The 22,704-nt window shown below is 44.9% G+C and carries 26 protein-coding genes; 8 read left to right on the top strand and 18 right to left on the bottom strand.

Annotated features, from left to right (window positions below):
• The first annotated feature begins 131 nt into the window (after window positions 1-131).
• Window positions 132-743, top strand: a complete 612-nt coding sequence (locus LZT21_RS06635) for a cysteine dioxygenase (protein WP_233923585.1) — start codon at window positions 132-134, stop codon at window positions 741-743.
• 71 nt (window positions 744-814) lie between these two features.
• Here the strand turns inward: LZT21_RS06635 and LZT21_RS06630 are convergent, their stop codons facing one another.
• From LZT21_RS06630 to LZT21_RS06610, 5 genes are all read right to left on the bottom strand, one after another.
• Complete coding sequence (locus LZT21_RS06630) at window positions 815-1,675, bottom strand: phytanoyl-CoA dioxygenase family protein (protein WP_233923586.1); 861 nt, start codon at window positions 1,673-1,675, stop codon at window positions 815-817.
• A gap of 59 nt (window positions 1,676-1,734) precedes the next feature.
• Window positions 1,735-3,162 carry a sodium:solute symporter family protein gene (locus LZT21_RS06625; protein ID WP_233923587.1) on the bottom strand — a complete coding sequence of 476 codons (1,428 nt, stop codon included), beginning with the start codon at window positions 3,160-3,162 and terminating at the stop codon, window positions 1,735-1,737.
• 68 nt (window positions 3,163-3,230) lie between these two features.
• Window positions 3,231-3,689 (bottom strand): ion channel, encoded by a 459-nt coding sequence (locus LZT21_RS06620; RefSeq protein ID WP_233923588.1) that lies wholly within the window; start codon window positions 3,687-3,689, stop codon window positions 3,231-3,233.
• A 36-nt stretch (window positions 3,690-3,725) separates the two neighbouring features.
• A complete protein-coding gene (locus LZT21_RS06615) occupies window positions 3,726-4,076 on the bottom strand; it encodes a DUF1622 domain-containing protein (protein ID WP_233923589.1) in 351 nt (116 codons plus the stop codon).
• A gap of 26 nt (window positions 4,077-4,102) precedes the next feature.
• Window positions 4,103-4,441: a hypothetical protein gene (locus LZT21_RS06610; RefSeq protein WP_233989937.1), complete on the bottom strand. Its 339-nt coding sequence runs from the start codon at window positions 4,439-4,441 to the stop codon at window positions 4,103-4,105.
• Between the two features lie 63 nt (window positions 4,442-4,504).
• Between LZT21_RS06610 and LZT21_RS06605 the strand changes: the two genes are divergently transcribed.
• On the top strand, window positions 4,505-5,389 hold the full coding sequence (locus tag LZT21_RS06605) for a transporter (protein WP_233936970.1): 885 nt from the start codon (window positions 4,505-4,507) through the stop codon (window positions 5,387-5,389).
• A 40-nt stretch (window positions 5,390-5,429) separates the two neighbouring features.
• Here the strand turns inward: LZT21_RS06605 and LZT21_RS06600 are convergent, their stop codons facing one another.
• Genes LZT21_RS06600 through LZT21_RS06590 form a run of 3 tightly spaced genes read right to left on the bottom strand, consistent with a single transcriptional unit; the run spans window position 5,430 to window position 6,993 of the window.
• Entirely contained in the window at window positions 5,430-5,912 is a 483-nt protein-coding gene (locus tag LZT21_RS06600) for a hypothetical protein (RefSeq protein ID WP_233923592.1), read from the bottom strand.
• Between the two features lie 46 nt (window positions 5,913-5,958).
• Window positions 5,959-6,741 carry an enoyl-CoA hydratase gene (locus LZT21_RS06595; RefSeq protein ID WP_233936964.1) on the bottom strand — a complete coding sequence of 261 codons (783 nt, stop codon included), beginning with the start codon at window positions 6,739-6,741 and terminating at the stop codon, window positions 5,959-5,961.
• Between the two features lie 24 nt (window positions 6,742-6,765).
• On the bottom strand, window positions 6,766-6,993 hold the full coding sequence (locus LZT21_RS06590) for a DUF3820 family protein (RefSeq protein ID WP_233923736.1): 228 nt from the start codon (window positions 6,991-6,993) through the stop codon (window positions 6,766-6,768).
• A gap of 53 nt (window positions 6,994-7,046) precedes the next feature.
• On the opposite strand from LZT21_RS06590, the gene LZT21_RS06585 reads away from it, so the two are divergent.
• Both LZT21_RS06585 and LZT21_RS06580 read left to right on the top strand, forming a co-directional pair.
• A complete protein-coding gene (locus tag LZT21_RS06585) occupies window positions 7,047-7,757 on the top strand; it encodes a DNA/RNA non-specific endonuclease (protein ID WP_233989935.1) in 711 nt (236 codons plus the stop codon).
• A 2-nt stretch (window positions 7,758-7,759) separates the two neighbouring features.
• The gene (locus LZT21_RS06580) at window positions 7,760-8,296 is read left to right on the top strand and encodes a hypothetical protein (protein ID WP_233936961.1); all 537 of its coding nucleotides are present in this window, start codon (window positions 7,760-7,762) and stop codon (window positions 8,294-8,296) included.
• Between the two features lie 25 nt (window positions 8,297-8,321).
• Here LZT21_RS06580 and LZT21_RS06575 read toward each other — a convergent pair whose 3' ends face one another.
• Window positions 8,322-8,987 carry a DUF3313 family protein gene (locus LZT21_RS06575; RefSeq protein ID WP_233923596.1) on the bottom strand — a complete coding sequence of 222 codons (666 nt, stop codon included), beginning with the start codon at window positions 8,985-8,987 and terminating at the stop codon, window positions 8,322-8,324.
• 106 nt (window positions 8,988-9,093) lie between these two features.
• Here LZT21_RS06575 and LZT21_RS06570 point away from each other — a divergent pair, with 106 nt between their 5' ends.
• Genes LZT21_RS06570 through LZT21_RS06560 form a run of 3 tightly spaced genes read left to right on the top strand, consistent with a single transcriptional unit; the run spans window position 9,094 to window position 12,159 of the window.
• Window positions 9,094-10,722: an FMN-binding glutamate synthase family protein gene (locus LZT21_RS06570; RefSeq protein ID WP_233923597.1), complete on the top strand. Its 1,629-nt coding sequence runs from the start codon at window positions 9,094-9,096 to the stop codon at window positions 10,720-10,722.
• A gap of 42 nt (window positions 10,723-10,764) precedes the next feature.
• A complete protein-coding gene (locus LZT21_RS06565; RefSeq protein ID WP_233989933.1) occupies window positions 10,765-11,931 on the top strand; it encodes a GNAT family N-acetyltransferase in 1,167 nt (388 codons plus the stop codon).
• A gap of 9 nt (window positions 11,932-11,940) precedes the next feature.
• Window positions 11,941-12,159 carry a DUF1289 domain-containing protein gene (locus tag LZT21_RS06560; RefSeq protein ID WP_233923599.1) on the top strand — a complete coding sequence of 73 codons (219 nt, stop codon included), beginning with the start codon at window positions 11,941-11,943 and terminating at the stop codon, window positions 12,157-12,159.
• A gap of 9 nt (window positions 12,160-12,168) precedes the next feature.
• On the opposite strand, the gene LZT21_RS06555 is transcribed toward LZT21_RS06560, so the two are convergent.
• The 7 genes from LZT21_RS06555 to LZT21_RS06525 all read right to left on the bottom strand — a co-directional run bounded on the left by LZT21_RS06555 (window position 12,169) and on the right by LZT21_RS06525 (window position 19,927).
• The gene (locus LZT21_RS06555; RefSeq protein ID WP_233989931.1) at window positions 12,169-13,158 is read right to left on the bottom strand and encodes a tripartite tricarboxylate transporter substrate-binding protein; all 990 of its coding nucleotides are present in this window, start codon (window positions 13,156-13,158) and stop codon (window positions 12,169-12,171) included.
• 30 nt (window positions 13,159-13,188) lie between these two features.
• A complete protein-coding gene (locus tag LZT21_RS06550) occupies window positions 13,189-14,796 on the bottom strand; it encodes an ABC-F family ATPase (protein ID WP_233936959.1) in 1,608 nt (535 codons plus the stop codon).
• Between the two features lie 90 nt (window positions 14,797-14,886).
• A complete protein-coding gene (locus LZT21_RS06545) occupies window positions 14,887-16,536 on the bottom strand; it encodes a gamma-glutamyltransferase family protein (RefSeq protein WP_233989929.1) in 1,650 nt (549 codons plus the stop codon).
• An 18-nt stretch (window positions 16,537-16,554) separates the two neighbouring features.
• Window positions 16,555-17,490 (bottom strand): tripartite tricarboxylate transporter substrate binding protein, encoded by a 936-nt coding sequence (locus LZT21_RS06540; protein WP_233923603.1) that lies wholly within the window; start codon window positions 17,488-17,490, stop codon window positions 16,555-16,557.
• 88 nt (window positions 17,491-17,578) lie between these two features.
• Window positions 17,579-18,238, bottom strand: coding sequence for a protein-methionine-sulfoxide reductase heme-binding subunit MsrQ (msrQ, locus tag LZT21_RS06535; RefSeq protein WP_233923604.1), 660 nt, complete (start codon window positions 18,236-18,238; stop codon window positions 17,579-17,581).
• Window positions 18,207-19,193: a protein-methionine-sulfoxide reductase catalytic subunit MsrP gene (gene msrP / locus LZT21_RS06530; RefSeq protein ID WP_233923605.1), complete on the bottom strand. Its 987-nt coding sequence runs from the start codon at window positions 19,191-19,193 to the stop codon at window positions 18,207-18,209. Before msrP ends, msrQ begins: the two co-directional genes overlap by 32 nt.
• Before the next feature lie 8 nt (window positions 19,194-19,201).
• On the bottom strand, window positions 19,202-19,927 hold the full coding sequence (locus LZT21_RS06525; RefSeq protein WP_233923606.1) for a queuosine precursor transporter: 726 nt from the start codon (window positions 19,925-19,927) through the stop codon (window positions 19,202-19,204).
• 105 nt (window positions 19,928-20,032) lie between these two features.
• On the opposite strand from LZT21_RS06525, the gene LZT21_RS06520 reads away from it, so the two are divergent.
• Window positions 20,033-21,211 carry an acyl-CoA dehydrogenase gene (locus LZT21_RS06520; RefSeq protein WP_233936954.1) on the top strand — a complete coding sequence of 393 codons (1,179 nt, stop codon included), beginning with the start codon at window positions 20,033-20,035 and terminating at the stop codon, window positions 21,209-21,211.
• On the opposite strand, the gene mnmH is transcribed toward LZT21_RS06520, so the two are convergent.
• A complete protein-coding gene (gene mnmH / locus LZT21_RS06515) occupies window positions 21,208-22,263 on the bottom strand; it encodes a tRNA 2-selenouridine(34) synthase MnmH (protein ID WP_233989927.1) in 1,056 nt (351 codons plus the stop codon). The genes LZT21_RS06520 and mnmH overlap by 4 nt on opposite strands.
• 15 nt (window positions 22,264-22,278) lie before the next feature.
• Window positions 22,279-22,698 (bottom strand): thioesterase family protein, encoded by a 420-nt coding sequence (locus LZT21_RS06510; RefSeq protein WP_233936952.1) that lies wholly within the window; start codon window positions 22,696-22,698, stop codon window positions 22,279-22,281.
• Window positions 22,699-22,704 lie beyond the last annotated feature (6 nt).

Raw genomic sequence — 22,704 nt, 5'->3', positions numbered from 1 at the left:
TAAGCTAAAGAAAAAACAATAACCATTCGAATCATCAAATATGTTTCTGATATATTACTTGAATATTAATTATATTACTGGAATAATGGTGGGGGGATACCCTAATATTTATTCCTTTCCGGAGAAAACCCATGTCAGCAACCACCCATCCGATTAGCCCACTGCGCGAGTTTGTCATTGCAATGACTCATTTAGTCAATGAAACCCAGGATGAGCCTACCCTAGTTAATAAAGGTGGGGCCTTACTAAAACAACTTATTGCAAATGACACTTGGCTGCCGACCTTTTGCACCATTCATCATCATGAATACTATCAACAATTTTTGTTACATACCGATCCCTTAGAGCGCTTCTCCGTGGTTAGCTTTGTTTGGGGGCCAGACCATAAGACACCAATTCATGATCACTGTGTATGGGGCCTAATTGGTATGCTTCGCGGCTCTGAAATTAGTCAGCGTTTTAAGCACGATCAAGCTGGCAAATTAGTGCAAGATGGTCCTGAAGTCATCCTTAATCCAGGAGAAGTTGAAGCGGTTAGTCCAGATATTGGCGATATTCATATTGTGCGCAATGCCTCCTCCACCCAAAACGCTATTAGCATTCATGTCTATGGGGCTAATATTGGCGCAGTCAATCGCCATACCTATCATCATGAAACCGGAGCAAAGAAACAATTTGTTTCCGGCTATTCTTCGGCTCAAGTGCCTAACTTATGGGATCGCTCCGCCAATCCTAAAATTTAAACCATTCGCAGCGCTGGTCACTAAGCTTAAGAGGAACTGAGCGCATCCCTTATCACTAGCTCCTGAATTTGTCAGGCCCGCTCCTTCGGGTTGGCCATCGAGGCATCATAACTATCGATCTTCGTATCTTTATATAAAATCTTCGCGCTTTTATCGGTAATACTTTGGTGTAAAGCAACAAAATCAAGATCCATATCCTTGCTTGGGGTGGGCTCATGAGTGAAGGTTTGGTACTCGTCCATGCCGCGCACTAGCGTAGCTGAATCATCACCTTCAATTTGTCTAACGAAAGTAGGAATATAGCGAATCGCAAAGCCAATTCGCCGCTCGGCAGAATGATTCGGCGGGGAGCCATGAATAATACGCACATGATGTAAAGACATTTCACCCGGCTCTAGCTCTAAGGTTACCGCCTCGGCCTCGTTTACTGCCATTGCAATTTCTTGGCCACGGGTAAGTAAATTATTTTTTGCAAAAGAATCTCGGTGGGGCAACTGATCGAGCAAGTGTGTGCCGGGAATAATTGCCATCGCCCCATTAGTTTGATTGCTTGGGGATAAAGCAATCCATGCAGTTATTACATCAGGTGAAGATAGACCCCAATAAGTCGAGTCTTGATGCCATGAAACAAAACCGGGATCATTGGCCTCTTTAATAAAAAAATTTGTCGTCCAACACAGGATATTTTCGCCATATAAATCCTCTATTGCATCAAGAATTTTGCTATTGCGGACTAACTCATTAAGCCAAGTAAAGAGTAAATGGGTTTTGTGCCGTTGGGAGCCATTTAAGGGTTTGCCTTGTTCAGCCTCGAAAGCTTCAAGTTTTTGGCGGATCTCTAGGGTCTGCTCGGCACTCAATACCCTTATTTTACTAAGGTATCCCTGTTCTTGATATTGCCTCACCTGCTGTTCTGAAAGAGTTTTTAGCATGTAATCCGCCTGTGAATGAAAGACTCGGTCGCAATGCTATCTAATATACTACCAATATACTACTCCCGCAAATAGGCCTCTGGCACGCCAGCCGAGCGCGGAAATACACCGCCAATTAACATTCCGGCAATGCTAGCCAGTAGACCGGCCAATTGCGGCGGCAAAATTGCTAGTGGCGCAAAAATCTCACAGCCAATCCAAACAGTTAAACCACTGATGATCGCCAATAACCCGCCCAACGAGTTAGCGCGTGACCAATATACTCCAAACGCCAAAGGCACAAATGCCGACACCAAGGTTATCTTATAGGCACTTTCAACCATCTTAAAAATAGAAAGTTCAGAATTAACTGCAAAGGTAGTTACGATGACAGTAAAGCAAAGTACGGTAATACGCATAATTTTCAACAGCTGAAGATCTGTTAAATGACGATAAAAACCCCGCACAATATTTTCAGCAAACGTAACTGACGGCGCTAATAGCGTGGCACTAGCACAACTTTTAATGGCCGATAGTAAGGCGCCAAAAAACATAATTTGGGCAAACAATGGCGCATGGTTCAAAATGAGCTTAGGTAAAATTAATTGGGGATCAGTGTCTAAATATTTTGCAATTAGAGCGGGGTCTAATAGGCTCGCTGAATAGGCTAAGAAAAGCGGGATAAAAGCGAAAATAAAATAGAGTACTCCTCCTAAAATGGCTGCTTGGACTGCAATAGTTGAATTTTTAGATGAGGTAATTCGTTGGAAGACATCTTGCTGAGGAATCGAACCTAACATCATCGTAAATAATGCCGCCATAAAACCTAAAATAGCAGCTAAATTCATGTCAGGCCAAAAATTGAGCTTCCCAGCTGCAGCTGCATGCTGAATAACTACACTAATCCCCCCAGTTTCGCTAGCCATTTCACCGCCGATGTAAAGCATCCCAACCACAATCACAATCATCTGGATAAAATCAGTAATAGCAACCGACCACATACCGCCAAACAGGGTATAAATTAAAACGCTGCTAGCGCCAATTAACATGCCGGTAGTTTGGCTGACCCCACCTTCAGAAACGACATTAAATACTAAACCAAGGGCTTTAATTTGCGCAGCAACCCAACCTAAATAAGAGGCCACAATACATAAGGTAACGAGTATTTCAACTGTACGCCCATACTTTTCACGAAAGAAATCGCCAATCGTTAGCATCTTACGGTTATACAAATGCTTGGCAAAAAATAAGCCGACTAAGATCAAACAGAGCGAAGACCCAAAGGGATCGGAAACGATTCCGCCCAGACCATCCTTCAGAAACGTAGCAGGAATACCCAATACCGTTTCAGACCCAAACCAAGTAGCAAAAACAGTTGCCGTCACAATTGGCAAAGGCAGGCTATGACCAGCGGCCGCAAAGTCAGCCGTATTCTTTACGCGCATGGCTGCCCATAAGCCGATGCCAATTGAAATAATCCAATAAATAATGACAAACCAAAGCAGCATAGTAAAAAGTCTTTTTAGGCCCAGCAAATTCAATAATTTGAAATTTACCTTACTTTGTTCAGTTACGTTTATTCATTGGCCGAAGCCCGAGGCAAGTTCCAAAATTTTTGCATTTCAAGATAAATAAAAGAAGCTGACCAAGTAATTAAAATTAGACCTGTTAAAGCTTCTACCCCAGTTAAATACCGTACATAACCCTCCCCCACAACATCACCATAGCCAACCGTAGTGAAGGTTAAAAAGGAAAGATAAACACAGTCGAGTAGTGATCCACCGCCAGCAATACTGCCAACTAACTTACCAAGGCCATCTATTTTTAAAGTAAAAAAGTAGCCGAGCCCAAAAAGCCAAATTTCAATAACATGGGCAAGGAAAATAACAATCACTCCAAATAAAACCCGGATTCTTGGCGCAAAGTGATGAATGGCAGCCAAGCGTTTCGCTAAATGAAAAAGAACCTCGTAATGAAACAAGATTGCGGCCATCACCAAAAAACTATTTACTACTAAAACCAGTAGGAAGGGCATATATTGAACTGCATGCTTAAATAAGGATGAAGAAAATTATTTTGTTTCTCTTGGCGACTGCCATGGCCACCGGCCATTCATTTCTAAAGCCAAAGACCAACTTAAGAAACAACGAATCACCACAATTGCCCCTAACACCGCTACACTCATTAATGTTGGGCTAACTGCGACCGTACGAATGATGTCACCTGCAACCAATATTTCCAAACCCAAGAGCAAGGCACGAATAATTTGATTACGAAATAATTTATAAGCATCATCGATGGGCATCTTTGGTAGGTCTTTAATAAAAACATACAAGCCCCATAAGACGCCCAAGGCGACTACTGCCACGCCCAGTCCATCCATCACATCGCTGACGCCCTGAATAACTTCAATTAATGTCATTTTTTAGCTCCCCCAAAATAGGGCTGTTAATTTGGACAAGGCATCAGTATGCCAGTTACCTTGTGTGGTTGAGGCTTGCAAGGCGGCACTGCTTGCAGTTTAGGGCTTGTGCTGGGTTGAGTGCTCTCAGGCTGACTGCCAGCGGGAATACTCACAGGACCCTTGCTCACTGGCATATCAGAACTCTTATCCGGGCACGGCATGAGGATGCCAGTCACTTTATGTGGCTGAGGCTTGCAAGGTGTTTCGACTGCTAAAACTCCAGCAGAATAAGTCCCGGCAAAAAATATTAAAAAAAGATAAGGTTTGATAATGAATGAGTCTGGGCTCGCTCCAAACTTCCCTATTAAGATGCTTGCAGGCATTGTATGCGCTACAGCAGCAATTGCCAACAACTCCGAGGAATATTTAGACCGCTAAAATGGGGCATGAAAAGGTTTCTAAGGGCGCTAAAAATAGGCAGTTTATCGCTGATCTTTATCTTATCTAGCAACCTAGGAGCCCAAGAAATTGACCCGCGGGCATACAACAATTCGCCAGTTAACATTAATTTTCTTGGGCTGGCCTATACCCAAGTAAGCAGCCCCAACTATCAACTTTCTTCTGAAATCGTTGCCCTAACGCGAATTTTAGATATCAATGGTCAATCTGCAAAGCTTACCCTCGCTCTACCCTATGGTCAGCTTTATGGCTCGTATAACGCCCGTGGCCAGTCGATTAGCGGTGTATCTGACGGCTTAATTGATCCACTCTTAACGCTCTCAGTTAATTTGTATGGGGCCCCGGCCCTTTCTATTGCTGACTTTAAAAACTATCAACAAGATCTGATTATTGGCGCAAGTATTGCCACCTCCATCCCTTGGGGGAGCTATGACAGTAGCAAATTATTAAACATTGGTGCGAACCGCTGGTATGTTAAGCCTGGCGTTGGAGCTTCACAGGCTTTTGGTCCATGGCAAATAGAGCTCACGGGTTCAATTACATATTTCTCTGAAAATAAAAACTTTTATGGTGGCAACACCTTAAGCCAAAGCCCAATTTACTCGAGTGAAGGCCATGTCGTTTATACCTTCAAAACTGGAGCCTGGATTGCTGCTGATGCCAATTACTATACTGGCGGACAGACCACGATTGATGGCAGGTCAAATAATAATTATCTGCAAAATTGGCGTATTGGCACTACTCTAGCGCTTCCCGTTAATCAAAATAACTCGATTCGTATTGCCGCTAGTCAAGGGGTATATGCGAAGGTGGGCAATAACTTCAACATCATTAATGTGCTTTGGCAATACCGCTGGGGGCCTGGCATTTAAATGCCCTGCAATTAGCAGTGCATATTATTTTAAGTTTAGTTTAGGTCTTTAAGTAATAACCATAAACGCAGCGCGTACCTCGCCGCGATGGATCATGAGTATCATGAATTACGCCATTGATGACAGCAGTTAAGTGTTTGGAGACCTTAACAATAACCCGCCCTGATGGAATTTCGTGAAGTCGTAGATGTGCCTGACAGCCGCCGCCAATTTTCATGGTTGGCACCCATTGAAAACCTTGCGCCAAAATATAATCGTGAAATACTTTACGGTGATTACCGTTGCGTGGTGATGCGCCGCGCTGATTTAATTGTTTAGCCAGACGATCGCGTTTGCTATCAGCATAAGCAAAATTTGCCGCTCGTAAAGCTTCATAAACTTGGGCATAGGGCAATTCAGCAGCAATGGCAATCGATCTAATAACACAATCGCCTGCATAGCCCTTATATCCCGAAGCTAATCGACCACCATCATTGAGCTGAAAACCGAGCCTTGATTGGCCCCCACGCAAGAAATGAATCAAACTCCTGAACAAGGTATCTACTTTCTATATCAATAATAGTTTTTTCTTACTTATCTTTAAATACGGGGGGACGTTTTTCAGTAAATGCCGCCATCCCTTCTTTTTGGTCTTCCGTAGCAAAGGTTGAATGAAATAAGCGCCGCTCAAAATGAATGCCTTCAGCCAAAGGGACCTCATAAGCCATGTTCACCGCTTCTTTTGCCATCATTAAGATTGGCAAAGACATACTGGCAATTTTTGCAGCGGTCGCCAAGGCATCACTAATTAACTGATCAGCAGGTACGACTCGACTCACTAAGCCGCTACGCTCTGCTTCAGCGGCATCCATCATCCGGCCTGTGAGGACCATTTCCATTGCCTTCGATTTCCCCACAAACCGGGTTAAGCGCTGCGAGCCACCCGCCCCTGGAATAGTACCGATCGTAATTTCAGGCTGACCAAATTTTGCAGTATCGGCGGCAATAATAAAATCACACATCATCGCTAACTCACAACCACCGCCTAAGGCATATCCTGCGACAGCAGCAATAGTGGGCTTACGAAAACGCGCTAAGCGTTCCCAAGTTGCCGAAACAAAATTGGCCTTATAGACATCCATATAGGACCAATCTTTCATTACCTTAATATCTGCTCCAGCGGCAAAGGCCTTATCACTGCCAGTAATCACTACTGCAGCAATCGTTTCATCACCCTCAAAATCATCCAAAGCTAAGCCCAGCTCGCGAGTTAATTCAGGACTTAAGGCATTGAGCGCCTGAGGCCGATTGAGGGTTATTAAACCTACCTTGCCATGGGTGCTAACTAAAATTGTTTCGTATTTCTCCGGCATCACTTTTCCCTTCAATAACTAGAATTAAGCTAGATTACCATTACCTTTCTTTAGGGGGCGCAATAGGCTGCGTAAGTTATTGTGATCGAGCGTATACATCAATTCTAGTAATTGCCCCAATTCGCCCTTAGGAAAGCCTTGCCGGGCAAACCAAGCCAAATAATTGCCGGGTAACTCAGCAAGAATGCGGCCTTGATGCTTCCCGTAAGGCATTCTAAATGTAAGCACCTTTTCTAAGGCTTCTGCGTTCATATCACTCGTATTCCAATCAATGATGCGCATTGTGTCCTAAACTAATGCGCAATATGTCAATACTGTACCGCCTTCTTGTCCTTATCATCATCGCCCTGCCAAATAGCGCATTTGCGCTATTCGATGCATGCCTCGACTATTTCCCGACGCAACAGTTACCCTCCACTGCACAAATCGGTCGCGACCTCTGTTTTGAAGGTTTTGCAGTCTATTATTCGCCTGAGCATAAAAAACCCATTTATGTGGTCGAAAAACTGAATCGTAATCGCTTAATGGGTGAACGCCAAAAAAGAAGTAATCGATTTTATGAGGAGGCGCGCTTGCCGCGCCAAGAACGCGCCTTAATTACTGACTATCGCGATAGTGGTTACGATCGTGGTCATAACGCCCCTGCTGCCGATATGCATAATGAGCAAGCCATGGCGCAATCTTTTTCTCTCGCCAACATGATGCCCCAAGCGCGCGAAAATAATCGGGGTATTTGGGCTAAACAAGTTGAGCAGGCGACACGGCATTACGCGCTGCGGGCTGGCGGAGATATTTATGTGTTCACAGGGTCAACTGGCGACTTAGGTCGAATTGGCACTAGCCAAGTCACTATTCCCAGCCATCTTTATAAATTAGTTTATGACCCTAGTCGTAAGAAAGCGTGGGCTTACTGGATAGAAAATACCAATACGGCAGCCATGACTCCACCCATTTCTTATCAAGAGTTAAAAGACCGTACGGGGATTGATTTTCATCTGCCCGATATCACGCCATAAGTATGAAACTCAAAACCGATGGCATGAATAAGCGTAAATGGCTACTGGCTCTCTGCCTATTTCCTTTAATCAATAACGCAATCGCTCAAACTGATTTTTTTATCACTAAACAATGGATTGAGCTATTTTTGTGGGGTGCTTTTCCACTCAGCAAAAATGCCCTCATTGCCCAAATAATCTTCAAAGATCCAGAGATAACTTTACTAGCAAACGAACAGCGAGTTGTATTAAATGCAAACTATGTGGTCAACGGGCTAGCCTTAGGGAAGAAAACCTATGCGGGAAATATTGCCTTAAATTCTGGATTGCAATATAAAGCCAGCGATCGCTTAGTGCGACTTGCACAGCCTCAGCTCGAGTTATTTACAGTGGATAGCGATAACAACGCTTCGGAACAAATAGCCGCCTTACTTAAAAAAATAGTGCCAGCCCTATTGGAGCAACAAGTCATTTATCGCTTTGAAAATAGTTCGCCCCTACTTGGCAATGCCCCCAAACAAATCCAAATTGAACACGATGGAATACGTCTGCAGTATTAACTCAAGCCGAATTAAAAAGTGAGGCTTATTTACCTGGGGCTTCCAAAGCTAAAGTCACAATGCGTTTGGCCATATCTTGAAACGCTTTTACTGAGCTCGATTCCAAGCGGAATGATTCGCCTTGAACGGTAACAACACCACCACCAATAAATTCTTTTGATTGGCTATCGGTAATTTTATTTTCAACTACTAAAGCTGGTGTTTTTGAATTCATTCCGCCAGCATAAGCAGCTGCGTTTGTCGCCAAGCCAATCGGCGTAAAATTCCACACTTTTAAATTATCATTGGTAAGCTCTGCCCCAGTAATAGCCAGGGAAACCCGCGCCACTTTAGGGCCCGGCTGGGTCACTATTTTTAAGCCTTTATTCACAATCGCAGCGCGAATAGTTTGATCTAAAATTACTTTAGTTTCTGCCACAAGTTGCGGCGTAATTGCCCCTGAATATTCGGTTTGATTCAGATAAATTGGGTCGACGATTATTTCGGTATATTGACTTGGGGATAGGCCCACCTTGCGATAACGCCACATTTGTACATCTTGTGGCATATCCTGCACTGGCTGTAAGAGCTTGTAATTCGGTAAAAAACCCGACTCGGGCATTTTGTCTGTGCTGCCAATCCGACTGCCTCCACAGGCTGATAAAACAGCAGCAACGATGCAGGTAAAGCAGGATAAAAGAAAGTATTTCATTTTTATGACAATCTTATAGAGTGGAGGAACTGTACTTCATATCATACTAGTATTGTTTATCAGGGTCTAATAAAACATGTCGCTCAATATTCACTAGAATGGGGCTATGAACTTATCCACCTTCTTTCATCGTCATTTGGTTTGGCACCTGTGTATTGTGCTATCCATCTTCCTTGCATACCTTATTTTATCGGAGCCTAAACCGATTATTGCTTGGTTTGGCTTTATTCTTTTTGCTAGCCTCTCGCTAATTGGCCTCTTTAATCTATTGCAGACCAAGCATGCGGTTTTAAAAAATTATCCAGTGGCAGGCTTATTTCGTTTTTGGCTGGAAGCAATTCGCCCTGAAATTCGACAATATTTAATCGAATCCGATACCGATAAGGTGCCGTTTTCACGGAATCAACGTGCCATTGTTTATCAACGCGCGAAAAATTTATCCGATCAACGCGCGTTTGGTACGCTTGAAAATGTCTATGCTGCCGGTTACGAATGGCTTGCTTATGCGAATGCACCCTCACCACAGGTGCCGCTTAAAAGCCTGCATGTTCAGGTTGGTGGCGCCGCTTGTACGCAACCTTATGCTATTTCAATCTTCAATATTTCTGCAATGAGTTTTGGTGCACTCTCGGCCAATGCGATCTTAGCCCTGAACAAGGGAGCAAAGTTAGGCGGCTTTGCCCAAGATACGGGAGAAGGATCTGTTTCGCCTTATCACCGTAAATATGGTGGCGACCTTATTTGGGAAATTGGCTCTGGGTATTTTGGTTGCCGCACCTCAAGCGGACATTTTGATTTAGCGAAGTTTACCGAGGTAGCTAACGATCCTCAAATTAAAATGATTGAAATTAAATTATCGCAAGGTGCAAAACCAGGGCATGGTGGCGTGCTACCAGCAGCAAAAATTACCCCTGAAATTGCTAAAACGCGTGATATTCCTCTAGGCAAAGACTGTATTTCGCCCCATCGCCATACTGCCTTTCATACGCCCATTGAATTGATGCATTTCATTCAGCAATTACGGGTCAGCGCGAATGGTAAACCCGTGGGCTTCAAACTATGTATTGGTCAGCCTGAAAATTGGTTTGCCCTCGTTAAAGCGATGTTGGAAACCGGCATTACCCCTGACTTTATTGTAGTAGATGGTAGCGAAGGTGGCACGGGCGCAGCCCCCGTTGAATTTATCGATCATGTCGGCATGCCGATGCGCGATGCTCTGCGCTTAATTCATAGCACGCTAGTGGGCGTGAATTTACGTTCTCAAATTCGGCTGGGTGCTGCAGGAAAAATTATCACTGCATTTGATGTCCTGCGTACCTGCGCCATCGGGGCTGATTGGTGTAATTCTGCACGTGGCTTTATGTTTGCTATTGGCTGTATTCAATCACGCATTTGCAATACCGACCGTTGCCCAACTGGGGTTGCAACCCAAGATGCACAACGGCAAAAAGCCCTCGACCCCTTAGATAAAGGGCAGCGAGTCTACGCATTTCATCACAATACCTTAAAAGCCGTTGCCGATCTCCTCGCAGCGGCAAGCTTAAAACATCCTTCTGAAGTAACACCCAATCTCATCATGCGTAGAAATGACAACGGCAAAGTCGAGTCTTTTGCTACTAGTTTATTAGCGATTGAAGCTGGCTCCTTGTTAACTGAAAATACTACCTTGATTTTTGCCAAACAAGCCCCCTATTTGACCGATGCGTGGCTTAGTGCAAATGCCCATATTTGGTAAGCTCGAAATCCGAATTTGTGGCTACTTAATTAACCCATCCTGATGTCTTACTCGCTTGAAGTAGTGCATAGCCTAGCCCCGATTAAAGCGGCTGTATGGAATGCTTTATTAGATTCAGAATCGGGGCCCTTCTTGCGCTACGAATTTCTAGCTACACTTGAAGAGAGTGGCTGCGTTGGTAACGAAACAGGTTGGCAACCAGCCCACCTGATTTTGCGTGAGACCGGCAATACTGATATTTGTGGCGTAATGCCTTTATATCTTAAGCGTCATTCATACGGGGAATACGTCTTCGACTGGGCTTGGGCTGAAGCGTATACCCAAAATGGCTTGCAATATTATCCCAAAGCATTATGTGCTATACCTTTTACGCCAGTACAAGGTGGGCGAATATTAACTCACTCAGCAGCCGCTCGCGTTGCACTGGTTGAGGGTCTGAAGCAATTGGTCATTCAACACCAATTATCCTCTGCGCATGTTTTATTTCCTCTCAAGGAAAGTTTAGCTGCCTTAGTCACGCAGGGGTTTTTGCTGCGCAATGCCGTGCAATTTCATTGGCATAACCAAGCATTTATCAATTTTGATGCCTTTCTAAGTAGCCTCAATATGAAGAAACGCAAAAACATTCGCCGCGAACGTCGTCTCGTTGCTGAAGCTGGTATTTCGTTTACTCACCTCTCGGGAACAGCAGCAACAATTGATGATTGGCAATTCTTTTATCGTTGTTATGCTAATACCTATTTTGAACATCACTCTACACCCTATCTCAATGAAGATTTTTTTATGCAATGGGCAGAGCGCATGCCTGAAAATCTTCATTTAATTCTGGCTAAACGTAATTCGCAAGCTATTGCAGCCTCTTTACTAGTGGTCGATCGCCATGCTTCGCTCTCAACTGCCTATGGTCGCTATTGGGGCTGCCTTGAGCATATTCCCTGTTTACATTTTGAAACTGCTTATTACCAGGCCATTGAATTTTGTATCGCGGAGAAAATTCAATTATTCGAAGGTGGCGCTCAAGGCCAACACAAAATGGCCCGTGGGTTTCTACCTACTACCTTGCAGTCAGCCCATTGGTTAGCCGACGAACGCTTTTTAAATGCAGTAGATCGATTTTTAGAGCGTGAGCGCGAAGGCGTTGCCGAATATATTGATGAACTTCAAGAGCATTCGCCCTTGCGTCAAAACGGTAATTGGAATTTCAGCTAAAGTATGTCTATGAGTGATGGCGCAAATTCTTTAGCTATTGGCGATGCTGAATCCGATTCCCCCTGTATTGGCGTCTGCTCTACCCTATTTGATGAAGTGTGTAAGGGTTGTGGCAGAACCGCGCAGGAAGTGAGTAACTGGGTTTTTTTATCACCTGTAGAAAAAAAAATAGTCTGGGAACGCATTCAGTTAGAAGGTACTGCGATGCGCTTCCAGACTAAGACTTAAGAACTTTAATTAGTCTGCGTAGACTCCGGCTGCTTTAATAATTGGCGACCACAAATCAATTTGTGCTTTCAAGTGATTTTTCAATCCCTCTGGGCTAGCATTGGCTTGACTCGGAATTTCAACACCCATTTCAGCCATCTTACTTTTGTAGCTGGGATCTTGAATCGCAGCTTTTAGGGCGGCGGCTAATTTTTCAGTATCAGCCTTAGGGGTGCCCTTGGGCGCATATACACCGTGCCATACTTTAACTTCAAAGTTTTTCAAACCCTCTTCATTCAAAGTGGGCACCTTGTCATACGCTTTAATGCGTTGCAAAGTAGTTGTACCGTATGCCTTTACTGAGCCTGCAGTAACTTGCGTGCCGATGTTCGTAGTTTGATCGCACATGAGTTGTACCTGATTACCCATTAGATCAGTTAATGCGGGTGCAGTTCCCTTGTAAGGTACAGTAGTTAAATCGATCTGAATGCGACTCATCAGTAGTAAACCGCATAAATGACTCGCCGAGCCAATGCCTGCGTTAGCGTAGGCAATCTTGCTCGTGTTAGCCTTCATATAAGGCACTAAGTCTTTGAAGTTTTTCGGCGGCAAATCTTTATTCGCAATGAGCATCATCGGTACATCAGCAACCTGACCAATATATTCATAATCATTCATCGGGTCGAAACCAAGATTTTTATATAGTGCTGGAGCGGTTGACATACCAATATGATGGATTAGTAAAGTATGGCCATCTTTTGGTGCGTTTACCACTTTTTTAGCCGCAATAGTACCGCCTGCGCCTGGGGTATTTTCAACAATAATTTGCCCCTTTAATTGCTTGCCCATGACTAGCGCAAGCTCACGGGCCACTTTATCGGTAGGACCGCCGGCAGCGAAAGGCACAATTAAGGTAATCGGTCGATCGCCAGGAAACTCGGCGGCCTGCACAACTAGAGCACTCAAACCAATGCTTGAGGCCAATGAGACAGCAAAAACTAGTTTCTTGGTAATTTGCATAAACTTCCTTATTTTTAGCTAATTAAATTACTAACCTGTAATGGCTTGACTGCGTAAATATTCTTCATACGTGCCTGAATAGTCAACCACCGATCCATCCATTTTAACCTCTAAAATGCGATTGGCTAAAGCCGAGACAAATTCACGATCGTGCGAAACAAAGAGTAAGGTACCCTCATATTTTTCGAGCGCTATTTGTAGGCTTTCGATCGATTCCATATCCATATGGTTGGTTGGCTCATCCATCGCCAGCACATTATGCTTTTGCAGCATTAATTGCCCCCAAATCATCCGCCCCTTTTCGCCGCCCGACAAGACCTTTACCGACTTTCCAATATCGTCTCCGGAAAACAATAAGCGACCCAAAGTACCTCGTACGACCTGATCATCATCTCCCGTATTGCGAAAACCACTCATCCATTCCATCAGGGTTGTTTCAGTAGGAAATAATTCGCTGGTATCTTGCGGCATCACCCCAACATTCGCATTTTCAGCCCATTTAACATCACCTTTATCGGCCTGCAAACCGTTAAAACGTTTACTTAAAATTGTTTTTAGTAAGGTTGTTTTGCCAGCGCCATTTTGACCAATAATGGCAATTTTTTCGCCCGCACGAACGCCTAATTTAAAATTCTTAAAAATAGTGCGATCAAAATCTTTAGTTAGGCCATTGCACTCCACTGCCATATTGTGTAATTTCTTTTCGGAGTCAAAGCGAATGAATGGGTTTTGGCGTGAAGAAGGTTTAATTTCTGTAATCTCGATTTTTTCTAACTGCCGCTGCCGTGAAGTTGCTTGGCGAGCCTTAGAGGCATTCGCTGAGAAGCGACTGACAAAGGCTTGTAGTTCTGCAATCTTTTCTTTAGCCTTTACATTCGAGGCCATTTGCTGCGCCCGCGCTTGCACCGAAGCCAACATATAAGAATCATAATTACCGGGATACACTTTCAGCGTCCCAAAATCCATATCAGCCATGTGCGTACATACTTCATTAAGAAAATGGCGATCATGGGAAATAATGATGATGGTGCTATTAAAATTATTTAACACTTCTTCAAGCCAATGAATCGAGTGAATATCCAAGTTATTCGTCGGCTCATCTAAGAGCAAAACATCGGGGTCGGAAAAAAGCGCTTGCGCTAACAGTACGCGTAATTTCCAGCCGGGGGCAATATTACTCATCGGGCCATCGTGTTGCTCAATGGGAATACCAATGCCAAGTAACAACTCGCCGGCTTTAGCTTCTGCCGTGTATCCGCCATATTCAGCATACTTCGCTTCAAGCTCAGCAGCATGCATATAATCTTCGTCAGTTGCATCGGGGTTAGCATAGATGGCATCACGTTCAGCTGCCGCCTGCCACATTTCTTCATGCCCCATCATCACTACATCAAGCACTCGTACATCTTCAAAAGCAAATTGATCTTGACGTAATTTACCTAAACGAATATTGGGGTCTAAGCTGACATTGCCACTAGTGGGCTCGAGATCGCCGCCCAAAATTTTCATGAAGGTAGACTTGCCACAACCGTTAGCGCCAATTAGGCCATAGCGGTTACCACCACCGAATTTAACCGAAATATTTTCAAACAAGGGCTTGGCCCCAAACTGCATAGTAATGTTAGAAGCTGACAGCACGATAACCTTCTCAATCGAAATGATTTATAGCAAACCGCCTATTTTAACGGTGTTCGTGCTCAATGCAGTTATTTCAATCAATTCGCCAAATTAATACGCTGCCGCCAAGCCATCGCGCCGACTATCGCTAGCGGCAATATAGCCATCCTCAAGATCATCGCTTAAGCGCCAAATAAACTGCCCCGAGCCAAAATCCATATAGGGATCATCAATTTTCTTTAAAGTATGACCCATGGCAATTAAGCCCGCCACCGTAGCGGGGTTCATGTTCGACTCAACATCTAAGGTGAAATCGCGATTCACCTTCCAGCGTGGTGCATCACAAGCAGCCTGGGGCTGTTGCTGATAATTCATCATGCGCACCAAGGTTTGTAAATGGCCTTGCGGCTGCATATCGCCACCCATCACTCCAAAACTCATTTGGGGGAAAATTTGACCGCCATCATTGCGGGTAAGGAAAGCGGGGATGATGGTATGAAACGGCCGCTTGCCGCCAGCAACTACATTGGCCGATTGAGGGTCGAGTGAAAAACCATAACCGCGGTTCTGCAAACTGACGCCCCACTCTGGCACCACTACCCCAGAGCCAAAGCCCATGTAATTGCTTTGAATAAAAGAAACCATCCGCCCCTGTGCATCAGCGGTAGTTAAATACACGGTGCCACCTGAAGCGGGTAAGCCATGTTTGAAATGGGTCGATTTTTTAGGATTAATCTGTTTGGCGCGCTCAGCCAAATAACTCGGACTAAGCATTTGTTCTGGTGTTACCGCCATTGAACGAGGGTCAGCAAGATATTGATACACATCTGCAAAAGCTAACTTCATCGCTTCAATTTGTAAATGCTGACTTTCAATGCCATCGACAGGCAAACTCGCTAAATCAAAATGTTGCAAGATACCCAAGGCAATTAAGGCGCCAATACCCTGACCATTCGGTGGAATTTCATGTAAGTCATATTGCTGGCCATCTGCCGCCCGCAAACTCTGTTGAATCGTACCTACCCAATCGGGGCGGTATGCGCTTAAGTCAGCTAAAGTCATGGCGCCATCTGTTGCCTTCGCAAACGCCACAATCGCTTCGGCAATTTCACCTTCATAAAAGGCTCGAATACCATTTTTTGCTAATGCTCTTAAGGTGCGAGCAGCGCTTGGAAAGGTAAAGCGCTCACCAGCAAGCGGCGCTCTACCATGCGGCATAAAAGCCGCGGCAAAACCCGGCTGGGTCTGTAAATCCGGAATCGCCGCTGCCCACTTATGCGCCACAATCAGCGGCATTGCATAGCCTCGTTCGGCAATTTCAATAGCCGGCTGCAATAAATCAGCTAAAGGCAAGGAACCGAAGCGGTTCTGCAAAGCCTCCCACCCTGCTAAAGCACCAGGCACGGTGACGGTATCCCACCCGCGCATCGGTCGTTTAGCAATGCCATTAGCATCAACGCCATATTTCTTCGCATAGTAGGCTGGGTTCCACGCCTGTGGGGCAACCCCAGAAGCATTTAAGCCATGCAATTCCTGTCCATCCCAAACTATGGCAAAACAATCGCTACCTAAACCATTAGAAACAGGCTCAACAATCATTAGGGCGGCGGCGGCGGCAATCGCCGCATCAATGGCGTTACCACCTTGATGCAAAATCTTCAAACCCGCTTGCGCCGCGTAAGGATGTGATGTCGCCACAACATTGCGCCCCATTACTGGCATGCGAATGGTGGGATAAGGGTTTTGCCAATGAAATTGCATGTTGAGCCAGTGTATAGATTAGTCGATCGAAATTTGATTTTGTTTAATAATTTTGGTCCACCGGACCCGATCAAGCGCGACCATGGTGGCAAATTTTTCAGGGGTCCCAGGAATTGGTTCAGCCCCCAAAAGCGCTAAGCGCTCTTTGGTGTCTTTTTCAAGCAAAATGGCATTGAGGTTCGCGTTTAGTTTATTGACAATTTCAATAGGTACATTTTTAGGGCCATACAGCCCAAACCAATTCGACGTCTCGAATTGCTCTAGACCATAATTTTTACCTGCCTCGCCAATGGTTGGCACATTCGGCAGCAAGGGTGAGCGCTTTGGGCTAGCAACTCCTAAGGCCATTAACTTCCCTTCAGTGACTAAAGGCAAACTGGCAATGGTAGTATCAAATAATAAATGCACTTTTCCGGAAATTAAATCAGGCGTAGCTAAAGCAGAGCCCTTGTAGGGAATGTGTGTCATATTAAAACGGCCAGCGGCTTTTAGCGACTCAGCATTCAAATGCATGACCGTGCCATTACCGCTCGTCGCATAATTAATCTCATTCGGATGAGCCCGCGCGTATTCAATAAATTCAGCTAGATTTTTAACCGGTAAAGTCTTCGTAATCGTTAGTAAGCCAGGCGCAATGGCAACCCCCCCAATAGGGGTGAAATCGGCTTGGGTGTCATAAGGTAATTTTTTAGTAAAACTCGGCGCAACTGCATGAGTGCTGCCAGTAGACAAAAGTAAGGTATAGCCATCGGGAGCAGCGCGGGCAACGATATTTGAGCCAATTGAGCCGCCTGCGCCGGGATGGTTATCGATAATAACTGTCTGGCCTAAACGCTGTGATAATTTCTGCGCCAGCAGTCGGCCTAGTGCATCGGTAGCGCCTGCAGGTGGAAAAGGAATAATTAAAGTAATTTGGCGATTGGGATAAGCAAGGTCTTTGGTCTGTGCAGCCACGTTAGAAACGCTCAGAATCAGGCTGAAAACTAGCGCAGTCGATGGTATTAATCTGCACAGGATGATCTTCAATGGCATTTAATGATTCCTAAACAGGTGGCTTTGGTTTCGTAAGGTGGATTCGATTGAGTTGATTTTTTATCAGCGGTATTCGTAAGACTAGTAATAAGATAATAACTCCGAGGTAAATCGAAACGACTGAAAAGTTATTTTTACCCGCCTTATCCCACCAATAATGCAAAATTGCCGTGCCTGCAATGACATAAACTAAACGGTGTAACAAGGCCCAGCGGCGCCCTAATTGACGCTGCGACCACTGGTTTGATGTGAGTGCCAATGGAATGAGCAACACAAAGCTAATAAAACCCATGGTTATAAAGGGGCGCTTAATTACATCTTTCGCCATCGAGGCTATAGCAAAATCTTGATCTAACCAAAGCCAAATTAAAAAGTGCAAACAAGCATAAAAAAATACGAATAGTCCGAGCATACGACGCACCCGTATCCAGCCGCCCCACCCTGTAATTAAGCGCAGCGGTGTCATACCTAAAGTAAGACAAAATAAAACCAGGGTCCAAGTGCCCGTTGAGCGGGTAATCAATTCAATTGGGTTGGCGCCCAATTGATCGCTGTAAGCAAAATAGAAAAGTCGCTCTAGCGGAATCAGGGCCAGCAAAAAAACCAGAAACTTAAAACCCTTTAAAAAACCTGTTTGATTAATAGTATTTTTTAAGGTCCATGCCTGCATATAAACTCGCCACCTGATTGCCATACCCATTAAACATTTCAGTTTTCACTTTAGGCGCAAAAAAACCGCGGCCATCACCGATCCGTCGTTCAGTAGCTTGGCTCCAACGGGGATGATCAACATTAGGGTTCACGTTGGAATAAAAGCCATATTCACTTGGGGCTGAGGTATTCCAGCTTGTCGGTGGCTGTTGCTCAGTTAAACGAATTTTAATAATTGACTTGGCGCTTTTAAAACCATACTTCCACGGAATCACCATGCGTACGGGGGCGCCATTTTGTTTTGGTAAAGCCTCACCGTATAAACCAAAAGTAAGTAAGGCCAATGGATTCATCGCTTCGTCTAAGCGCAAACCCTCGCGATAAGGCCAATTTAATACGGATGAGTTGACGCCCGGCATTTGCTTACGATCTGCAAGTGAAATAAATTCGACGTATTTAGCGGCACTAGTGGGCTCAACTACGTTGAGTAATTTAGATAAAGAATAGCCATCCCATGGAATGACCATTGACCAGCCTTCAACACAACGCATGCGATAAATACGCTCCTCCATAGGCGCTAATTTTAGTAAGGCCTCAATATCAAAAGTCTGTGGCTTTTTAACTAAGCCCTCAACGGTAACAGTCCACGGTCGGGTTTCTAAGCTTTTAGCTGCTTCATGAGGCTGGGCTTTATCAGTACCAAACTCATAAAAATTATTATAGGTAGTGACGTCTTTATAAGCCGATAGCGTTTCGGTAGTGGAATAGTTGGAAGGAATAGTTTTTAATTTAACCCCACCTGCCGGCGGCCCAGCAGGTTGAGTCTGAGCAAATGCTTCACGCGTAAACCAGGGAATCAAGCCCGCGCCGAAGCTGCCCGCTGCTGCCGCCTTAATTAAGTTTCGACGTTGTGCAAAGATGGCTTGCGGGGTAATTTCACTGGGTAATATGGTGGGATCAATAAATGGCTTCATAGCTTCTCCTAGCGGTCAACGCGCATGCGAAAGGGGGTGAAATTAGTATGGATATCATAATAATCTTCATGTTCTTTACGTTTTAAAAAATTAACTACCCAATACGTCAGCGGGGTTGCTAGCACTTCCCAACTGGTTTTTAGCACATACTGCGCTAAGGCAATTTGCAGCAATTCAGCGAGCGGCCAAATACCATAAAACGCTAGCAGATAAAATAGCGATGAATCGATTAACTCGCCAACTGCGGTTGAGCCAATTGCCCGCAACCATAAAAAACGTCCGGCGGTGGCAATTTTCAACTTTGCCATAATAAAGGCATTAGCAAAACTACCACACCAAAAGGCACTAATCGATGCTAAGGCAATGCGCCATGAATTACCAAAGACGGTCTCTAAGCCCTGTTGATAATTCGCCATATAAGAGCCTGGGGCAATCGGTAAAGCAATTACCACTTGCGCCATGATTGCCGCAAAAATTAAGGCGGCAAAGCCAGCCCAGACGGCACGCCGATCATAGGCATAGCCATACACCTCCGTCAGAATGTCGCCAAAAAAGTAGGCAATAGGAAAAAAAAGCACCCCGGCACCAAAGATAACGGGACCAAAGAACGGTAAATCAAGGGTTCCTGCTTTGCCAGCGCCAATAAAATTTGAGCACAGCAAGACCACCACAAAAGCCACTAAGATTAAATCGTAGTAGCGATAATGGCGGCGCGGTGGCGGGTTTTTTTCCAAGGTGAAGAGCCCAGCAAAATACTTTAGTCAGTAATTGACTAGAATAGTGCTAATTGGTTGGTTTTGCCCAGCCCTATTTCAAAGCCTAAAAAGTGAGTCAAAGATATGAGTAAAACCCCATTTAATTGGGCCGACCCCCTGCTGTTAGACCAGCAACTCACGACCGAAGAGCGCATGGTACGCGAAGCTGCCTTTGAGTATGCGCAAGGACGTCTCGCACCCCGTATCCAAGCCGATTTTCGCGGGGAAGGGGCTGACACCAGCATCTTCCGCGAAATGGGTGAATTAGGCTTACTCGGTATTACCATCCCCGAAGAATTTGGCGGCGCTAATTTAAATTATGTTTCCTATGGGCTAATTGCTCGCGAAATCGAGCGAGTTGATTCAGGCTACCGGTCGATGATGAGCGTGCAGTCTTCATTAGTCATGGTGCCCATTAATGAATTCGGTAGCTTAGAACAAAAACAAAAATACTTACCCAAGTTAGCCACTGGCGAATTGATTGGTTGCTTTGGTCTTACTGAACCCAATTTTGGCTCAGATGCGGGCGGCATGATTACCCGGGCCCATAGCGTTCCAGGTGGCTTTGAGCTGTCGGGGGCCAAAATGTGGATTTCGAATTCACCTATTGCTGATGTCTTTGTCGTCTGGGCTAAAAATGATGCCGATGAGATTCGGGGTTTTATTCTGGAAAAAGGCATGCCTGGTTTAAGCACGCCAAAAATTACGGGCAAGATGGGTTTACGCGCATCCATTACGGGTGAAATCGTCATGGAAAAAGTGTTTGTTCCTAGCGAAAATGAATTACCCCACGTTACCGGCTTAAAAGGTCCATTCACCTGCTTAAACTCAGCACGTTACGGTATTGCTTGGGGTGCCTTAGGCGCAGCAGAATTTTGTTGGCATGCGGCGCGCCAATATACCCTTGATCGCATTCAATTTGGTCGTCCTTTAGCCGCCAATCAACTCATTCAAAAGAAGTTAGCTGATATGCAAACTGAAATTTGCCTCGGTTTACAAGGCTGTTTAAGATTGGGTCGAATGAAAGACGAACATCTAGCTTCACCTGAAATTACGTCAATTATGAAACGGAATTCTTGCGGGAAGGCACTCGAAATTGCACGGATGGCCCGCGATATGCATGGTGGCAATGGAATCTCAGATGAATATGGTGTGATTCGGCATTTACTTAATTTAGAGGTCGTGAACACTTATGAAGGTACGCATGATATTCATGCCCTCATTTTAGGTCGCGCCCAAACAGGCATTCAAGCCTTTAATTAAGCGCGCTCTAAAGTTAGCACCTGATCAGCCAAGGCACTAAAAGCGGCTGGGCTCAGTGCAGCTAAATCTAAGTTGCGCTTAGTGGGGTAATGGGTAAAATTGCGCTCAATTGAATGTTGATACGCAGTATCGTAATGTTGCACCAGTAAGGCATGCACTAACTCAGCAAACTCTCCTGCCTGAGCAGCTGCACACCATTCCTCAATCTGCATGCGGCCATAGCGAGCCGTCAAGCTAATGAGCTGCGCCTCTAAAGCAGGAACATCGACTAAAAAATGCGGATATTGTTCCATTAACCATTGCACCCGCAACGTAATCTCAGCCTGAATCTCAATACACTCCCCAGCCCGAATTCGCGCCATTAAGGGGTCGGGAATATGCAAGCCCCCTACTTTTTTACTTTCCGATTCAACATAAACTGGCTTGCTTGGGTCGAATAAACGCAAGGTATTCCATAGGGCAGTTTCAAAACTTTTTTGACTCGGTTGCGGGGCTTCTGGATGATGACCCAAGACCGAGCCCCGATGTACCGCTAAGCCCTCTAGATCAAGTACTTGCAACTGACGCCCTTGTAATTCAGCCAATAGACGGGTTTTTCCGGTTCCTGTCATGCCGCAGATAACGATAAAAGAAAACTGGCTAGCAAAATCATTGAGCTCACTAATAACGTGGCGCCTGAAAGCTTGGTAACCGCCCACCAATTGATCGGCCTTCCAGCCAATGCGCTGCAGAATCAAGGTAAATGCACCGCTTCGTTCGCCTCCCCGCCAACAGTAAATCAGGGGGCGCCAACTATAAGGAAAGGCTAAAAAATGATTTTCTAAGTGGGCTGAAATATTCCGTGCTACCAAAGCCGCGCCAATTTTTTTAGCGGCAAACGCTGAATCGTTTTTATAAATCGTGCCAATTCGGGCCCGTTCCTCGTTATTTAAGACCGGGTAATTAATCGCGCCAGGAATATGATCGAGGGCAAATTCAGCCGGAGAACGTGTGTCAATAATGGCATCGTATTGCGAAAAATCAACCATCGGTTCCAGCAACAATTTAGACACGCTCTGGGAATATTGTTATTGCAATATTTTTAAAATATGCTCAGGCCAAGGACGGGATTTATTGGTCGCTAAATCGACCCATACCATCGTGGCTCCGCCGGCTGCACAAATCGCTTCTGGCGCATTCGCCAAGGCAATGGTGTTATACAAATCAATACTCGATTTTCCAATATTGCCAATAAAGGTTTGCACAATCAAGGTTCCAGGAAAGGATAATTGCGCATAAAAATTACAGAAGCCATTTACCATCAGTAAGGCCTCCTTATCCACCATATTCGTAAATCCTAAAGAAACAATCCAGTCGATGCGGGATTGCTCCATATAACGAAAATAAAGGGTGTTATTGACATGCTGAAATGCATCCATATCGCCCCAGCGAATGTCCATCGTCGATTCATGAACAAAGCGCTTGTTCTCGGGTATTTCAATTCTCATAAAAGC

It is taken from the genome of Polynucleobacter sp. IMCC 30228 (assembly GCF_021395205.1).
GTDB lineage: Bacteria > Pseudomonadota > Gammaproteobacteria > Burkholderiales > Burkholderiaceae > Polynucleobacter.
The sequence above is the reverse complement of the archived record's forward strand: the minus strand, read 5'-3'. Positions and strand labels throughout refer to the sequence as shown.

Excerpts from the sequence above, each read along its gene's own strand:
- LZT21_RS06635 (WP_233923585.1), top strand. The coding sequence starts at position 132 with ATGTCAGCAACCACCCATCCGATTAGCCCACTGCGCGAGTTTGTCATT.
- LZT21_RS06630 (WP_233923586.1), bottom strand. The coding sequence starts at position 1,675 with ATGCTAAAAACTCTTTCAGAACAGCAGGTGAGGCAATATCAAGAACAG.
- LZT21_RS06625 (WP_233923587.1), bottom strand. The coding sequence starts at position 3,162 with ATGCTGCTTTGGTTTGTCATTATTTATTGGATTATTTCAATTGGCATC.
- LZT21_RS06620 (WP_233923588.1), bottom strand. The coding sequence starts at position 3,689 with ATGCCCTTCCTACTGGTTTTAGTAGTAAATAGTTTTTTGGTGATGGCC.
- LZT21_RS06615 (WP_233923589.1), bottom strand. The coding sequence starts at position 4,076 with ATGACATTAATTGAAGTTATTCAGGGCGTCAGCGATGTGATGGATGGA.
- LZT21_RS06610 (WP_233989937.1), bottom strand. The coding sequence starts at position 4,441 with ATGCCTGCAAGCATCTTAATAGGGAAGTTTGGAGCGAGCCCAGACTCA.
- LZT21_RS06605 (WP_233936970.1), top strand. The coding sequence starts at position 4,505 with ATGAAAAGGTTTCTAAGGGCGCTAAAAATAGGCAGTTTATCGCTGATC.
- LZT21_RS06595 (WP_233936964.1), bottom strand. The coding sequence starts at position 6,741 with ATGCCGGAGAAATACGAAACAATTTTAGTTAGCACCCATGGCAAGGTA.
- LZT21_RS06590 (WP_233923736.1), bottom strand. The coding sequence starts at position 6,993 with ATGAACGCAGAAGCCTTAGAAAAGGTGCTTACATTTAGAATGCCTTAC.
- LZT21_RS06585 (WP_233989935.1), top strand. The coding sequence starts at position 7,047 with ATGTCAATACTGTACCGCCTTCTTGTCCTTATCATCATCGCCCTGCCA.
- LZT21_RS06580 (WP_233936961.1), top strand. The coding sequence starts at position 7,760 with ATGAAACTCAAAACCGATGGCATGAATAAGCGTAAATGGCTACTGGCT.
- LZT21_RS06575 (WP_233923596.1), bottom strand. The coding sequence starts at position 8,987 with ATGAAATACTTTCTTTTATCCTGCTTTACCTGCATCGTTGCTGCTGTT.
- LZT21_RS06570 (WP_233923597.1), top strand. The coding sequence starts at position 9,094 with ATGAACTTATCCACCTTCTTTCATCGTCATTTGGTTTGGCACCTGTGT.
- LZT21_RS06565 (WP_233989933.1), top strand. The coding sequence starts at position 10,765 with ATGTCTTACTCGCTTGAAGTAGTGCATAGCCTAGCCCCGATTAAAGCG.
- LZT21_RS06560 (WP_233923599.1), top strand. The coding sequence starts at position 11,941 with ATGAGTGATGGCGCAAATTCTTTAGCTATTGGCGATGCTGAATCCGAT.
- LZT21_RS06555 (WP_233989931.1), bottom strand. The coding sequence starts at position 13,158 with ATGCAAATTACCAAGAAACTAGTTTTTGCTGTCTCATTGGCCTCAAGC.
- LZT21_RS06545 (WP_233989929.1), bottom strand. The coding sequence starts at position 16,536 with ATGCAATTTCATTGGCAAAACCCTTATCCCACCATTCGCATGCCAGTA.
- msrQ (WP_233923604.1), bottom strand. The coding sequence starts at position 18,238 with ATGCAGGCATGGACCTTAAAAAATACTATTAATCAAACAGGTTTTTTA.
- msrP (WP_233923605.1), bottom strand. The coding sequence starts at position 19,193 with ATGAAGCCATTTATTGATCCCACCATATTACCCAGTGAAATTACCCCG.
- LZT21_RS06520 (WP_233936954.1), top strand. The coding sequence starts at position 20,033 with ATGAGTAAAACCCCATTTAATTGGGCCGACCCCCTGCTGTTAGACCAG.
- LZT21_RS06510 (WP_233936952.1), bottom strand. The coding sequence starts at position 22,698 with ATGAGAATTGAAATACCCGAGAACAAGCGCTTTGTTCATGAATCGACG.